The organism is Nocardioides islandensis, from assembly GCF_015352455.1.
Lineage (GTDB): Bacteria > Actinomycetota > Actinomycetes > Propionibacteriales > Nocardioidaceae > Nocardioides > Nocardioides islandensis.
The window spans coordinates 1-14,483 of sequence record NZ_JADKPN010000004.1; the positions used below are offsets into that span (position 1 = coordinate 1).

General features: G+C 72.3%; 13 protein-coding genes. 1 reads left to right on the forward strand and 12 read right to left on the reverse strand.

Translation table 11 applies throughout. The annotated features are described in order from the left end of the window. Window positions 1-278 precede the first annotated feature (278 nt). The 10 genes from ISU07_RS08875 to argC are packed head-to-tail and all read right to left on the reverse strand — an operon-like array spanning window position 279 to window position 9,868. Window positions 279-866 carry a DNA-3-methyladenine glycosylase gene (locus ISU07_RS08875; RefSeq protein WP_194706436.1) on the reverse strand — a complete coding sequence of 196 codons (588 nt, stop codon included), beginning with the start codon at window positions 864-866 and terminating at the stop codon, window positions 279-281. Beyond that, window positions 863-2,278, reverse strand: coding sequence for an argininosuccinate lyase (argH, locus tag ISU07_RS08880; protein ID WP_194706437.1), 1,416 nt, complete (start codon window positions 2,276-2,278; stop codon window positions 863-865). The genes ISU07_RS08875 and argH overlap by 4 nt, the downstream gene beginning before the upstream one ends. Beyond that, complete coding sequence (locus ISU07_RS08885; RefSeq protein ID WP_194706438.1) at window positions 2,275-2,736, reverse strand: NUDIX hydrolase; 462 nt, start codon at window positions 2,734-2,736, stop codon at window positions 2,275-2,277. The genes argH and ISU07_RS08885 overlap by 4 nt, the downstream gene beginning before the upstream one ends. After that, a complete protein-coding gene (gene argG / locus ISU07_RS08890; RefSeq protein WP_194706439.1) occupies window positions 2,736-4,169 on the reverse strand; it encodes an argininosuccinate synthase in 1,434 nt (477 codons plus the stop codon). Before argG ends, ISU07_RS08885 begins: the two co-directional genes overlap by 1 nt. 7 nt (window positions 4,170-4,176) lie before the next feature. Then, entirely contained in the window at window positions 4,177-4,695 is a 519-nt protein-coding gene (locus ISU07_RS08895; protein ID WP_194706440.1) for an arginine repressor, read from the reverse strand. Next, window positions 4,692-5,618 carry an ornithine carbamoyltransferase gene (gene argF, locus ISU07_RS08900; protein WP_194706441.1) on the reverse strand — a complete coding sequence of 309 codons (927 nt, stop codon included), beginning with the start codon at window positions 5,616-5,618 and terminating at the stop codon, window positions 4,692-4,694. Before argF ends, ISU07_RS08895 begins: the two co-directional genes overlap by 4 nt. Continuing rightward, window positions 5,615-6,784 carry an acetylornithine transaminase gene (locus tag ISU07_RS08905; RefSeq protein ID WP_194706442.1) on the reverse strand — a complete coding sequence of 390 codons (1,170 nt, stop codon included), beginning with the start codon at window positions 6,782-6,784 and terminating at the stop codon, window positions 5,615-5,617. Before ISU07_RS08905 ends, argF begins: the two co-directional genes overlap by 4 nt. Next, window positions 6,781-7,704: an acetylglutamate kinase gene (argB, locus tag ISU07_RS08910; RefSeq protein ID WP_194706443.1), complete on the reverse strand. Its 924-nt coding sequence runs from the start codon at window positions 7,702-7,704 to the stop codon at window positions 6,781-6,783. The genes ISU07_RS08905 and argB overlap by 4 nt, the downstream gene beginning before the upstream one ends. After that, the gene (gene argJ / locus ISU07_RS08915) at window positions 7,701-8,852 is read right to left on the reverse strand and encodes a bifunctional glutamate N-acetyltransferase/amino-acid acetyltransferase ArgJ (RefSeq protein ID WP_194706444.1); all 1,152 of its coding nucleotides are present in this window, start codon (window positions 8,850-8,852) and stop codon (window positions 7,701-7,703) included. The genes argB and argJ overlap by 4 nt, the downstream gene beginning before the upstream one ends. Further along, entirely contained in the window at window positions 8,849-9,868 is a 1,020-nt protein-coding gene (argC, locus tag ISU07_RS08920; protein WP_194706445.1) for an N-acetyl-gamma-glutamyl-phosphate reductase, read from the reverse strand. The genes argJ and argC overlap by 4 nt, the downstream gene beginning before the upstream one ends. 79 nt (window positions 9,869-9,947) lie before the next feature. Here argC and ISU07_RS08925 point away from each other — a divergent pair, with 79 nt between their 5' ends. Then, a complete protein-coding gene (locus ISU07_RS08925; protein WP_194706446.1) occupies window positions 9,948-10,748 on the forward strand; it encodes a maleylpyruvate isomerase N-terminal domain-containing protein in 801 nt (266 codons plus the stop codon). Between the two features lie 116 nt (window positions 10,749-10,864). On the opposite strand, the gene pheT is transcribed toward ISU07_RS08925, so the two are convergent. Next, window positions 10,865-13,348 carry a phenylalanine--tRNA ligase subunit beta gene (gene pheT, locus ISU07_RS08930; protein WP_194706447.1) on the reverse strand — a complete coding sequence of 828 codons (2,484 nt, stop codon included), beginning with the start codon at window positions 13,346-13,348 and terminating at the stop codon, window positions 10,865-10,867. Between the two features lie 7 nt (window positions 13,349-13,355). After that, a complete protein-coding gene (pheS, locus tag ISU07_RS08935; RefSeq protein WP_194706448.1) occupies window positions 13,356-14,453 on the reverse strand; it encodes a phenylalanine--tRNA ligase subunit alpha in 1,098 nt (365 codons plus the stop codon). Window positions 14,454-14,483: the final 30 nt, after the last annotated feature.

The window sequence follows — 14,483 nt, forward strand, 5'->3', positions numbered from 1 at the left end:
GTAAAAAACAAACATCAAACCCAAACCAAAAAGATCAGGGCATGACAAACTAATTCGTCGACTAAATGACACACTGTTGAGTTCTCAAAAATCAGACGCGCTCCAGTCGTGCCCTCTCGGGCCGTGCTGGGGGCAACCTGAGAAAACTTACCGGAGCGGCACCATCGGCGCAACTCGGTAGAGCTCCTCGTGTGTCGCGTTCCAGGGGGCCTTCTGGCCCGGCCCGGAGGCGACTCGGAGAAACCTACACACGCCCTCAGCGGCGTTCCAAATCGGGGTCATGGTGCGGGTGGGAGGCGCTTCGCGGGCCGGTACGACGACACCGTGGCAGCCCCCGACTCCCAGAACCGCCAGGGCCGGTCGGGGGCTCCGCGGAGACCCACGCGCGGGCCTGTGGAGACCGCGGTGACCTGCTCCCCGAGCTCCAGGGTGAGCGGGCCGGAGGTGAGGTCGGCGCCGTTCTCGGCCAGGCCGATGGCGAGCGCCTGGCACAGCCGCGCCGGGCCGCGGGCCAGGTCGCGGTCGGACCTGCTGGTGCGCCGCGATCGCGCGATCTCGGCGCCCCGGACGACCTCGCCGGCGCGGAGCAGGACGGCGCTGGGGGTGCCGGGCGGACCGCAGACGACGTTGCAGCAGTGGTGCATGCCGTAGGTGAAGTAGACGTAGAGGTGGCCGGGGTCGCCGAACATCGCGGCGTTGCGCGGCGTCCGGCCGCGGAAGGCGTGGGAGCCCGGGTCGTTGGGACCGTCGTAGGCCTCGACCTCGGTGAGGCGCACGGCGACGTCGCCGTGAGTCAGGACGGCCCCGAGGAGCCTCGGGGCGACCTCGAGGACCGGACCGGCGAGGACCTCGCGCAAGCTGCTCACGTCAAGCGGGCACGGTGTCCGGCGAGCCGGTCGGTCAGCTCCGCGAGCTGCTCGCGTACCCGGTCGGGTGCGGTCCCGCCCCGGCCGTTGCGCGAGGCGACCGAGCCCTCGACGGTGAGCACCGACCGCACGCCCGGCGTGAGCAGCGGCGAGATCGCGGCGTACTCGGCGTCGCTGAGGTCGGGCAGGTCGCAGTCGAGCTCCTCGCAGCGGCGTACGCAGGCACCGGCCAGCTCGTGGGCGATGCGGAACGGCACTCCCTCGCGGACCAGCCACTCGGCGACGTCGGTGGCCAGCGAGAAGCCCTGGGGGGCCAGCGCGGCGAGACGGGCCGTGTCGAAGGTCAGGGTCGCGACCAGGCCGGTCATCGCGGGCAGCAGCACCTCGAGGGTGTCGACGGAGTCGAAGACCGGCTCCTTGTCCTCCTGGAGGTCCCGGTTGTACGCGAGCGGGAGCGCCTTCAGGGTGGCGAGCAGGCCCGTGAGGTTGCCGATCAGCCGGCCTGCCTTGCCGCGGGCGAGCTCGGCGATGTCCGGGTTCTTCTTCTGCGGCATGATCGACGACCCGGTCGACCAGGAGTCGTGCAGCGTCACGAACCCGAACTCCTGCGTCGACCACAGCACCACCTCCTCGGCGATCCGCGACAGGTCGACGCCGATCTGCGCCGCGACGAAGGCCAGCTCGGCCACGAAGTCGCGGGATGCGGTGCCGTCGATCGAGTTGGGGGTCGAGTCGTCGAAGCCGAGCTCGCGGGCGACGGCGTGCGGGTCGAGGCCGAGGCTGGATCCGGCCAGGGCACCGGCGCCGTACGGCGAGTCGGCGGCCACGCGGCGGTCCCAGTCGCGCAACCGCTCGACGTCGCGCACCAGCGCCCACGCATGGGCGAGCAGGTGGTGGGACAGCAGCACGGGCTGCGCGTGCTGGAGATGGGTGCGGCCGGGCATCACGACGTCGAGGTGACCCCGCGCCTGGTCGGCGATCGCCGACACCAGCTCGAGCAGCAGCACGGCGACGGTGCGGGCGTGGTCGCGCAGGTACATCTTGAACAGTGTCGCGACCTGGTCGTTGCGCGAGCGGCCGGCCCGCAGCCGGCCGCCGATCTCCTCGCCGACCTCGAGGATGAGCAGGCGCTCGAGGGCGCCGTGCACGTCCTCGTCGGACGGGTCGGGGTGGAGCGCGCCTGCGGCGTACCGCTCCCCCAAGGCGTCGAGACCGGCGAGGAGCGCCGCGTGATCAGAGGAGGTCAGCAGGCCAGCCGAGAACAGCGCGTTGGCGTGGGCGCGGGAGCCGGCGAGGTCGTACGGCGTGAGCCGCCAGTCGAAGTGGGTCGACCGGGAGAGGGCCTCGAGCTCGGGCGACGGGCCGGAGGCGAACCGGCCGCCCCAGAGCGCGCCCTCGTTGGTGCCGCTCACCCCAGCACCGCCTCGACCGCGAGGGTCATCAGACCGGGCAGGTCCCGGGCGATGGCGCCACCGTCGGCCGCCAGGGCCTCGGGCGTCCACCAGCCTGCGGCCACCACGTTGCCGACCTCCTCGGGGACGAGGTGGTCGAAGGACACCTGGACGTCACGACCCATCGGCAGGGCGAACCAGGTGTTGTCGCTGACGTAGCTCACGCCGTCCCAGCTGAACGCGTTGGTGCTGCGGTGGAACGGCGGGGTCAGGGCCGCGGGGTCACCGACCAGGCCGGTCTCCTCGTACATCTCCCGGATCGCCGCCTGCTGGTGCGTCTCGCCGGGGTCGAGGGCGCCGCCGATCGTGCCCCAGCGCAGGACGCCGGGGTACGTCGGGTCCTGGTCCTGCAGGAGCAGTACCTCGCCCTCCGGGCAGACGGGCAGGACTCGCGCCGAGACGCGCGGGATCGGCTCCATCAGTCCGTGCCCACCTCCATGGCGGCATTGTCCAGCGCCTCGTCGTCGATGTCGTCGGCGAGGGTGGGGTTGGAGGTGATCCGGTCGTACCCACCAGCGGGCAGGGCGCCGAGCAGGATGCCGTGCTCGACCAGGACCTGGCCCTCGTCGAGGGGTTGGTCGGCGTACAGCTCGAGCTTGGCCCGCGAGTCGGCGATGTCGAGGTTGCGCATCGTCAGCTGCCCGATCCGGTCGGTGGGTCCGAACGCCGCGGTCTCGACACGCTCCATCGACAGCTTGTCGGGGTGGTAGGAGAAGTTCGGACCGTCGGTGCGCAGGATTGTGTAGTCCTCGCCGCGGCGCAGCCGCAGGGTGACCTCGCCGGTGACGAGCGAGCCGACCCACCGCTGCGTCGCCTCCCGGATCATCAGCGCCTGCGGGTCGAGCCAGCGGCCTTCGTACAGCAGCCGGCCGAGGCGACGACCCTGGTCGTGGTAGGACGCGAGCGTGTCCTCGTTGTGGATCGCGTTGAGCAGCCGCTCGTAGGCGATCCAGAGCAGCGCCATGCCCGGCGCCTCGTAGATGCCGCGCGACTTGGCCTCGATGATGCGGTTCTCGATCTGGTCGGACATGCCGAGGCCGTGGCGGCCGCCGACGGCGTTGGCCTCCAGGACCAGCGACACCGCGTCGTCGTACGTCGTGCCGTTGATCGCGATGGGCCGGCCCTTGTGGAACCGGACCGTGACGTCCTCGGCCTCGATGACCACGGACGGGTCCCAGTGCTTGACGCCCATGATCGGCTCCACCGACTCCAGCGACACGTCCAGGTGCTCGAGGGTCTTGGCCTCGTGGGTGGCGCCCCAGATGTTGGCGTCGGTGGAGTAGGCCTTCTCGGCGCTGTCGCGGTAGGGCAGGTCGTGCTCGGTCAGCCACTGGCTCATCTCGTGGCGGCCGCCGAGCTCGGTGACGAAGTCGGCGTCCAGCCACGGCTTGTAGATGCGCAGGTCCGGGTTGGCCAGCAGGCCGTAGCGGTAGAAGCGCTCGATGTCGTTGCCCTTGAACGTCGACCCGTCGCCCCAGATGTCCACGCCGTCCTCGTGCATGGCCCGGACGAGCATGGTGCCGGTCACGGCGCGGCCGAGCGGGGTGGTGTTGAAGTACGCGCGGCCCGCGCTGCGGACGTGGAACGCCCCGCACGCCAGGGCCGCGAGGCCTTCCTCGACCAGCGCGGAGCGGCAGTCGACGGCACGGGCGATCTCGGCGCCGTAGGCGATGGCGCGGTCGGGGACGGCGGCGATCTCGGGCTCGTCGTACTGGCCGAGGTCGGCGGTGTACGTGCACGGGACCGCGCCCTTGTCGCGCATCCAAGCGACGGCCACCGAGGTGTCCAGGCCGCCGGAGAACGCGATGCCGACGCGCTCGCCCTTGGGGAGGGTGGTCAGGACCTTGCTCATGTTGGGCTCATGTCTGGTGCTCCTCGGCGAGGGTCAGGAAGCGTCGGGCGACCGACTCCCCGCCCTTGGGGTCGCGGGTGATGACGAGGACGGTGTCGTCGCCGGCGATGGTGCCGAGCACGGAGTCGAGCTCGGCCTTGTCGACGGCGCTGGCGAAGAACTGGGCGGCGCCGGGGGGCGTCCGCAGCACGACCAGGTTGGCGCTGGCCTCGGCGCTGACCAGCAGCTCACCACAGAGGCGGGCCAGCCGGTGCGAGGCGGCGGCGGTCTCCCCCGGCGCCGCGGGTCGTCGGTCGCCGCCCTCGCCGGGGACGGCGTACACGAGGGCGCCGGTCGTGGAGCGGACGCGGACAGCGTCCAGCTCGACCAGGTCGCGGCTCAGCGTGCCCTGGGTGACGTGCACGCCGTTGGCGGCGAGCAGCTCGGCGAGCTCGGTCTGGGAGCGCACCTCGTGCGCGCCGACGAGGTCGACGATCTGCTGGTGCCGGGCGCTCTTGGTGGCCGGCCTGAGGGCGGCCTTGGTCATCCGCTCTGCTCCAGCAGCCAGGTGATGACGGCCTTCTGGGCGTGGCGGCGGTTCTCGGCCTCGTCCCAGATGACGCTCTGCGGACCGTCGAGGACGTCGGCGTCGATCTCCTTGCCGCGGTACGCCGGGAGGCAGTGCATCACGATCGCGTCCGGGTCGGCGTGCGCCATCAGCTCGGCGGTGACGGTGTAGTCGGCGAACTTCACCAGTCGCTCCTCGGCCTCGCTCTCCTTGCCCATCGAGACCCAGGTGTCGGTGACCACGACGTCGGCGCCCGCGACCGCCTTGACCGGGTCCTGCTCGAGCAGCGCGGAGCCGCCGGTGGTCCGGCCGATCGCGTTGGCGCGGTCGACCATCGACTGCTCGGGGTTCTGGCCCTCGGGCGCGCTGATGCGGACGTGCATGCCGGCGGTGGCCCCGGCCAGCAGCCAGGAGTTGCCCATGTTGCAGGCCCCGTCACCGACGAACGCCACGGTCAGCCCGGCCAGCGATCCCTTGCGCTCCTTGACGGTGAGCAGGTCGGCGAGCAGCTGGCAGGGGTGGTACTCGTCGGTGAGGGCGTTGACGACGGGCACGCCGGAGTACGCCGCCATCTCCTCGATGGCGTCCTGGCCGTAGGTGCGCCAGACGATGACGCTCGCCTGCCGGCCGAGCACGCGGGCGACGTCGGCGACCGACTCGCGCTTGCCGATGTCGGCCAGCGTGCCGTCGACGAGCATCGGGTGCCCGCCGAGCTCGGCGATGCCGGCTGCGAAGGAGGCCTGGGTCCGCAGGGTCGGCTTGTCGTAGATGGTCGCGACGGTGAGCGGTCCGGCGAGCGGCTTGGCGTCGTACGGCGCCCGCTTCAGGTCGGCGGCCAGGTCGAGCATCGCGGCCTGCTCGGCCGGGCTGAGGTCGTCGTCGGCGAGGAACGAGCGGGTCATCTGAGACCTCCGTAGGCGTCGTCGAGGATCGCTGGCCAGGCGGCCAGGAACGCGTCGACGTCATCGTGGCCGATGACCAGCGGCGGGGCGAGGCGGACGCGCTCGGGCGTCGGGTTGTTGAGGATGAAGCCGTGGGTCAGCGCGGCGGCGGCCACCTGGGCGGACACCGGCTCGGAGAGGTCGAGGCCGATGAACAGGCCGCGGCCACGTACCTCGGTGACCCGCGGGTCCTGCGCCAGCCCGTCGCGCAGCCGCTGCCCGACCTCGGTCGCGTGGTCGAGCAGGCCCTCCTTCTCGATGGTGTCGAGGACGGCGAGCGCGGCGGCGCAGGCGACCGGGTTGCCGCCGAACGTGGTGCCGTGGTTCCCGGGCTGGAGAAGGGTGGCCGCGTCGCCGAGCCCGATACAGGCGCCGATCGGGATGCCGCCGCCGAGACCCTTGGCGACCGTGACGACGTCCGGATCGGCCGACTCGCCCGCGAACCACCGGCCGGTACGGCCGATGCCGGTCTGGATCTCATCGAGCCACAGGAGCGCGCCGTTGTCGCGGGTGATCTCGCGCGCCGCCGCGAGGTAGCTGTCGGGCGGGACGACGACGCCGGCCTCGCCCTGGATCGGCTCCAGGACCACGGCGGCCGTCTGGTCGGTGACGGCGCGAGCGAGCGCGGCCTCGTCGCCGTACGGGACGAAGGTGACGTTGCCGGGCAGCGGCTCGAACGGCGTGCGGTAGGCCTCCTTGGCGGTCAGTGCCAGCGCGCCCATGGTGCGACCGTGGAAGGCGCCCTCTGCGGCGACCAGGTGCGTGCGGCCGGTGCGCCGGGTCAGCTTGAAGGCCGCCTCGTTGGCCTCCGTGCCGGAGTTCGTGAAGAACACGCGGCCGTCGGCCCCGACGAGGGACAGGAGCCGCTCGGCGAGCTCGACCTGCGGGGTGCTGGTGAAGAAGTTGGAGATGTGGCCCAGGGTGCCGAGCTGCTCGGTCACGGCGGCGACGAGCGCGGGATGGGCGTGGCCGAGGGCGTTCACGGCGATGCCGCCGAGCAGGTCGACGTACTCCTTGCCGTCGGCGTCCCAGACGTGCGCGCCCTCGCCCTTGACCAGCACCAGCTTGGGCGGGCCGAAGGTGTTCATCACCGAGGCGGCGTAGCGCTCTTGCCACTGCTGACTCATGAGCTCTTCGCCTTCCGGACCTTGGTGGCGACCCCGGGAAGGACCTGGGTGCCGACGCCCTCGTCGGTGAACAGCTCGAGCAGCACGGCATGGTCCTCGCGGCCGTCGACGACGGTTGCGCGGGGGACGCCGCCCTGGACGGCCTGCAGGCAGGCGGCCATCTTCGGGACCATCCCGCTGGCGAGAGTGGGCATCAGCTCGGCGAGCGCCTCGGGCGAGATCTCGCCGATGACGTCGTCGCTGTCGGGCCAGTCGCGGTAGAGCCCCTCGACGTCGGTGAGGACGAGGAGCTTCTCGGCGCCGAGAGCGATCGCCAGGGCGGCGGCAGCGGTGTCGGCGTTCACGTTGTGCACCGTGCCGTCGACGTCGGGCGCGACGCTCGAGATGACCGGGATGCGGCCGGCCTCGACGAGGTCCAGCACAGCCTCGGGGCGCACGCTGGCCACCTCGCCGACCAGGCCCAGGTCGACCTCCTCGCCGTCGACGACGGTGTTGGTGCGCTGGGCGGTGAAGAGACCGGCGTCCTCGCCCGAGAGCCCGACGGCGAGCGGGCCGTGCTCGTTGACCAGTCCGACGAGCTCGCGCTGCACCTGGCCGACGAGCACCATCCGGACGACGTCCATCGCCTCGGGCGTGGTGACGCGCAGGCCGCCCTTGAACTCCGACGCGATGCCGAGCTTGTCGAGCATGGCGGAGATCTGCGGGCCGCCGCCGTGGACCACGACCGGCTTGAACCCGGCGAACCTCAGGAACGCGACGTCCTCGGCGAACGCGCGCTTGAGGGTGTCGTCGGTCATCGCGTTGCCGCCGTACTTCACCACCACGATCTTCCCGTGGTAGCGCTTGAGCCACGGCAGCGCTGCCGCGAGCACGGCGGCCTTGGCGGGCTCGACGGCGGGCCGGACATCGGTGTCGGTCATGAGCTGTACGCGCTGTTCTCGTGGACGTAGGCGTGGGTCAGGTCGTTGGTCCAGATCGTCGCCCGGTGGTCCCCGGACTTGAGGTCGACGGTGACGGTGACCTCGCGACCGGTGAGGTCGACCTTGGCGGGGTCCTCGGCGGGAGTGGACTGGCGGCAGACCCAGACGCCGTTCATCGCGACGTCCAGGTCGGCGGGGTCGAACGCCGCCTTGGTGGTGCCGATCGAGGCGAGCACCCGGCCCCAGTTGGGGTCGTTGCCGAAGACCGCGGCCTTGAAGAGGTTGCTGCGCGCGATGCTGCGCCCGACCTCGGTGGCGTCGTCCTCGCTGGCCGCGCCCTGGACGGTGATCGCGATCTCGTGGTCGGCGCCCTCGGCGTCGGCGAGCAGCTGCATGGCCAGGTCGGTGCACGCGCGGGTGACGGCGTCGGTGAGGTCGGGCAGGGACGGGGTGATGCCGGAGGCGCCGCTGGCCAGCAGCGCCACGGTGTCGTTGGTCGACATGCAGCCGTCGGAGTCGAGCCGGTCGAAGGACACCCGGGTGGCGGCTCGCAGCGCGGCGTCCAGGTGGCTCGCGGACGCGACGGCGTCGGTCGTGAGGACGACGAGCATGGTCGCCAGCTGGGGCGCGAGCATGCCGGCGCCCTTGGCCATGCCGCCGACCGACCAGCCGGCGCCCTCGACCACGACCTGCTTGCTCACCGAGTCGGTCGTCATGATCGCGTGGGCCGCGTCGTCCCCGCCCTGCGGTGAGAGGGCGCCGTACGCCGCGTCCGTGCCGGCGAGCACCTTGTCGCGCGGGTTGGCCAGGCCGATCAGGCCGGTCGAGCAGACGACCACGTCGCCCGCCCCGGCGCCGAGGTGCTCGGCGACCCGCTCGGCCACCGCGTGGGTGGTCTGGAAGCCGTCGGGGCCGGTGTAGCAGTTGGCGCCGCCGGAGTTCAGGAACACCGCGCGCACGACCCCGTCCTTGACGACCTGCTCGCTCCAGAGCACCGGGTTGGCCTTGCAGCGGTTGGCCGTGAACACCGTCGCGGCGTCGTACCGCGGTCCCTGGTTCACGACGAGCGCGACGTCCTTGCCGCCGCTGGACTTGAGGCCGGCCTCGACGCCGGCGGCGGCGAAGCCCTGGGGATGGGTGACGCTCATGGCGCGAGTCCTACGGTGCTGAGGCCCGTGGTCTCGTCGAGACCGAGGGCGAGGTTCATGCACTGCACGGCGGCGCCGGCGGTGCCCTTGGTGAGGTTGTCGACGGCACCGACCGCGACCAGGCGCCCGGCCCGCTCGTCGACGGTGACCTGGAGGTGCACGGCGTTCGAGCCGAGCACGGCCTGGGTCTGGGGCCACTGGCCGGGCGGAAGCACGTTGACGAACGGCTCGTCGGCGTACGCCTTCACGTACGCCGCCCGGGCGTCGTCCGCCGTCACGCCGCTCTTGATGGGCGCCGAGCAGGTGGCCAGGATGCCGCGGGGCATCGGCACCAGGACGGGGGTGAAGCTGACCCTGGCGCCGAGGTTCTGCTCGATCTCGGGAGTGTGCCGGTGGACGCCGCCGACGCCGTACGCCGAGACGTTGCCCATCACCTCGGAGCCGAGGAGGTTGGCCTTGAGGGACTTGCCGGCGCCGCTGGTGCCCGAGGCCGCGACCACCACGACGTCGGGCTCGACGAGCTGGTCGTTGACGGCGGGGGCCAGGGCGAGGGTGGAGACGGTCGGGTAGCAGCCGGGTACGGCGATGCGCCGGGCGCCGCGGAGCGCGTCGCGGGCGCCGGGCAGCTCGGGCAGGCCGTAGGGCCAGGTGCCGGCGTGGTCGGAGCCGTAGAAGTCCCTCCAGGCGTCGGCGTCCTCCAGGCGGAAGTCCGCCCCGCAGTCGACGACCACCGTGTCCTCCCCCAGCGCCTCGGCGATCGCGGCAGAAGTACCGTGCGGCAGGGCGAGGAAGACGACGTCGTGGCCCTCGAGGACCTCCGGCGTCGTGGGCTCGAGGACCCGCTCGGCGAGCGGGACGAGGTGGGGCTGGAGCGACCCGAGGAGCTCGCCGGCGTTGCTGTTGGCGGTCAGCGCCCCGACCTCGACCGCGGGGTGGCCGAGCAGCAGGCGCAGCAGCTCGCCGCCGGCGTACCCACTGGCTCCGGCGACCGCGACTCGTACCTTCGACACCCGCATGACTATACATACCTCTGCATGTTCATGCACATCGGAATCCGCCCGTGACGATGTCGGCCGTCGGGTCTACCGTCGTTCCATGAGCCGGTTGAGCGCGTCCCAGTACCTGTCCGCCATCGAGTCCGAGTCGGCCCGCTTCCGGGAGGTGCTGGGAGGCGCAGAGCCCGCCGCCCCGGTTCCCAGCTGTCCCGCCTGGTCGGCGATCGACCTGCTCAACCACCTGGCGGAGACGCAGGCGCAGTGGGCCTGGGTCGTGACGAACCGCCCGAAGAACCCCGACGAGCGCCCGCAGCCGGACGCCTCCCCCACGACGTACGACGCCGCCCTCACCGCCTTCGACGAGGCCTCGGCCGGACTGGTCGCCGCGCTGCGCGACGCCGATCCTGCTGATCCGGCCTGGACCTGGTCGAAGGAACAGACGGTCGGCTTCATCCTGCGACGACAGGCGCACGAGGCCCTGATCCACCGCCTGGACGCGGAGCTCACCGCGGTCGGGCACATCTCCGACCTCGACGCGGCACTGGCGTCCGACGGTGTCGAGGAGGTGCTCGACGTGATGTTCGGCGGCTGCCCCGAGTGGGGCGAGTTCTCACCGCTGCCGCACTACATCCGCGTCGAGCTCACCGACACCGGCGAGAACGTCTGGGTGCAGCTCGGCCGGTTCAGCGGGACCGACCCGTCCGACGGCACCCACTACGACGAGGACGACATCCACGTGGTGGCCGACCCCGGCGTGGATGCCGACGCGGTCATCTCCTCCCCCGCCGCGGTGATGGACGCCCGCCTGTGGCGCCGCGGCGACGGCGACTCGATCCACCTGGCGGGTGACCTGGAGATCGTGGATCACTTCCGGAGGGTGATCCACCAGCCGATCAACTGAGCTCGCTCCGCTCGCTCGGTCCGCGCGCTATAACCCTTGGTCTTCCTCCTCGCTTCGCTCGCAGAGCTCGCTCCGCTCGTCGTGCAGACCAAGGGGCGCGCGCGGACAACCCTGTATCACCTCTGTACGGCGCCGCACCTCTCGGCGGCTGAGGCCACGGCGGCGTCGCGGAAGGCGCCGGCCTCGGACTCGGTGAGCGTGCGGTCGGGGGCGCGGAAGCGGAGGGCGAAGGCGAGGGACTTCTTGCCCTCGCCGACCTGGGGGCCGGTGTAGACGTCGAAGAGGCGGACCGACTCGAGGTACTCCCCCGCACCGGCGCGCAGGGCGGCCTCGACGTCGGCGGCCGTGACCGTGTCGTCGACGACCAGCGCGACGTCCTCCTTGGCGACCGGGAAGCTGGAGTACTCCGGGGCCTCGACCATCGACGAGGCGTGCTCGAGCAGCCGGCTCAGGTCGATCTCGGCGGCGGCGGTGCGGGCCGGGATGCCGTACGCCGCGCAGACGCGCGGGTGCAGCTCGCCGGCGTGCCCGAGGACGGCGTCGCCCACGGCGATCTCGGCGCAGCGGCCGGGGTGCCAGGGGGCGTGCGCGGTGGCGCGGACCGTGACCTCGACCCCGACGGACTCGGCGACGCGGCGCACCCCGTCGAGAGCGTCGGCCCAGGTGCCCGGTCGACCCGGGCCCCACCAGCCCGCACGCTCGCGCTCGCCGGAGACGGCCAGGCCCAGGTGCAGCGGCTGGCCCGGCAGGGCCTTGTCGAGCTCGTCGAGCTGGGCGTCGCTGGGCCGGTGGTCGACCCCGAAGATCGGGGCCGGACCGCTGGCCCTGGGCAGGGTCACCGTGGCGGTCTCGAACAGGGCCACGTCGAGCGCGCCGCGGCCGGCGTTGCGGGCCACGGTCTTCAGCAGCCCGGGGAGCAGCGTGGTGGTCATGGCCGGCTCCTCGGAGGAGAGCGGGTTGGCCAGCCGCAGCAGCGTGCGCCGCGGGTCGCTGGCGTCGAGCCCGAGGGCGTCCAGGTCGCGCGTCCCGATGAACGGGAAGCTGACCACCTCGACGTACCCCTCCCCGGCCAGCGTCCGGCCGACCCGGCGCCGCAGCCGCTGGGACCGGGTCAGGCCACGGCCGTGGGCGGCGGGCGGGAGGACGGAGGGCACGTCGGAGTACCCGACGATCCGCGCCACCTCCTCGACCAGGTCGAACGGGTCGGTCAGGTCGCCGCGCCACGGCGGCGGCGTCACCGTCAGCGTCGAACCGGACTCGACGACCGTGCAGCCGACCGCGCGCAGGTTGGCGACCGTCACCGACGCCGGGATGTCCATCCCCGACACCCGAGCCGGCAGGCCGGCGTCGACGGTGATCGACGCGATGGCCGGCGGGGCGCCCACGTAGGTCACGCCGTCGTCGACGATGCCGCCGCCGTACGTCGTCAGCAGCTCGGCGACGCGGTCCGCGGCGACGAGCGGGATGGTCGGGTCGGTGCCGCGCTCGAACCGCTTCGACGCCTCCGACGGCAGCTTGTGCCGGCGCTCGGTGCGGAAGATCGCGACCGGGTCCCAGTGGGCGGCCTCGATGAAGATGTTGGTGGTCGTGTCCGACAGCTCGGTCGTCTCGCCGCCCATCACGCCGGCCAGGCCGATCGGCCCGGAGTCGTCGGTGATGAGGAGGTCCTCCTCCGACAGCGTCCGGTCGGCGCCGTCGAGGGTCCGCAGCTTCTCGCCCGCGCGAGCGCGCCGGACGACGATCGGGCCGGCCAGCTTGTCGCGGTCGAAGCCGTGGATGGGCTGCCCGAGCTCGAGCATCACGTAGTTGGTGACGTCGACCGCCAGCGAGATGGGCCGCATGCCCGCCAGCTGGATCCGGCGCGCCATCCAGTCCGGCGTCGGCGCGGACGGGTCGAAGCCGGTCACCGAACGGCCCGTGAACACCGGGCAGCCGACCGGGTCCTCGACCACGACGTCGTACGCCGCCTGGTCGGAGGCCGGCACCGGCCGGTCGGCCGGGTCGTCGAAGTCGACCCCGTAGGCCAGGGCGGCCTCGCGCCCGACGCCGCGCAGGGAGAGGGCGTAGGCACGGTCCGGGTTGATCTCGAACTCGATGACCTCGTCGCGCAGGGGCAGGACGTCGAACACGTCGTCACCCGGTTCGCCGGCGTCGGCCGGGAGCACGATGATCCCGTCGTGGTCGTCGCCGAGGCCGAGCTCGCGGGCCGAGCAGATCATGCCGGCGGAGACGTGCCCGTAGGTCTTGCGGGCGGAGATCTCGAAGTCGCCGGGCAGGACGCCGCCCGGCAGGATCACCGGCACGAGGTCGCCCACCACGAAGTTGTGGGCGCCGCAGACGATGCCCTGCGGTTCACCGGTCCCGTTGGCGGACCCGACGTCCACCGAGCACCAGCGGATGGTCTTGCCGTTCTTCTGCGGCTCGTCCTCGAACGACAGCACGCGGCCGACGACGAGCGGACCGGTGACGTCGTGGCCGGGGCGCTCAATGGCCTCCTGCTTGAGGCCGAGGGCGGTCAGCCGGTCGGCGAGCTGCTCGGTGGTGACGTCCGCGGGCAGGGCCGGGACGACAGCACGGATCCAGGAAACAGCGGCACGCATCGCGGGCTCAGAGCTCCGTTCCGAAGGCCGAGGAGAACCGGACGTCGCCCTCGAACAGGTCGCGCAGGTCGCTGACGGCGTACCGCATCATCAGCGTGCGGTCGATGCCCATGCCGAACGCGAACCCGGTGTAGCGGTCGGTGTCCACGCCGCACGCCGTCAGCACGCGCGGGTTCACCACCCCGCAGCCGCCCCACTCGACCCAGCCCTCGCCGCGGCAGGTACGGCAGTCCTCGGAGTTCACGCCGCGGCAGATCCAGCAGATGAGGTCGACCTCGGCGCTGGGCTCGGTGAAGGGGAAGTACGACGGGCGGAACCGCGTCGTGATGCCGTCGCCGAACATCGCGGCGGCGAAGTGGTCCAGCGTGCCCTTGAGGTGGGCCATGGTGATGCCCTCGTCGACGACGAGGCCCTCGACCTGGTGGAACATCGGCGAGTGCGTGGCGTCGTACGGGTCGGTGCGGTAGACCCGGCCCGGGCAGACCACGTGGATCGGCGGCGTGCGGGTCAGCATGGTGCGCGCCTGCACAGGAGAGGTGTGGGTGCGCAGCACGACGTGGTTCTCGGCCGGCTCCGCCCAGATCGTGTCCTGCATGGTGCGCGCCGGGTGGTCCGGGCCGAGGTTGAGGGCGTCGAAGTTCAGCCACTCGGCCTCGACGACCGGGCCCTCCGCGACCTCCCAGCCGAGGGCGACGAAGACGTCGGCGATGTCCTCGGCCAGCGTGGTCAGCGGGTGTCGGGAGCCCGCGGGGCGGCGCGAGGTCGGCAGCGTGACGTCGACGGTCTCGTCGACGAGCATCCGCTCCTCGGCCTGCACCTCGAGCTCCGCCTGGCGGGCCGCGATGGCCTGCTGCACCGCGCCCCGCGCCTGTCCGACCCGCTGGCCGGCCTCCTTGCGGGCCTGCGGCGGCAGCGCGCCGATCTCACGGTTGGCCAGGGCCAGCGGCGAGCGGTCGCCGGCGTGGTCGAGGCGCACCTGCTTGAGCTCCGCGAGGTCGCCGGCGGCGGCGATGGCGGCAAAGGCCTGCTCGCGCATCTCCTCGACCTGGTCAGCGCGCAGCGGCGTGACCTCGACGGGGTCGTACGACGAGTTGGGGCCGGACATGCCCCGAAGTCTAGGAACGCGGCCTCACAC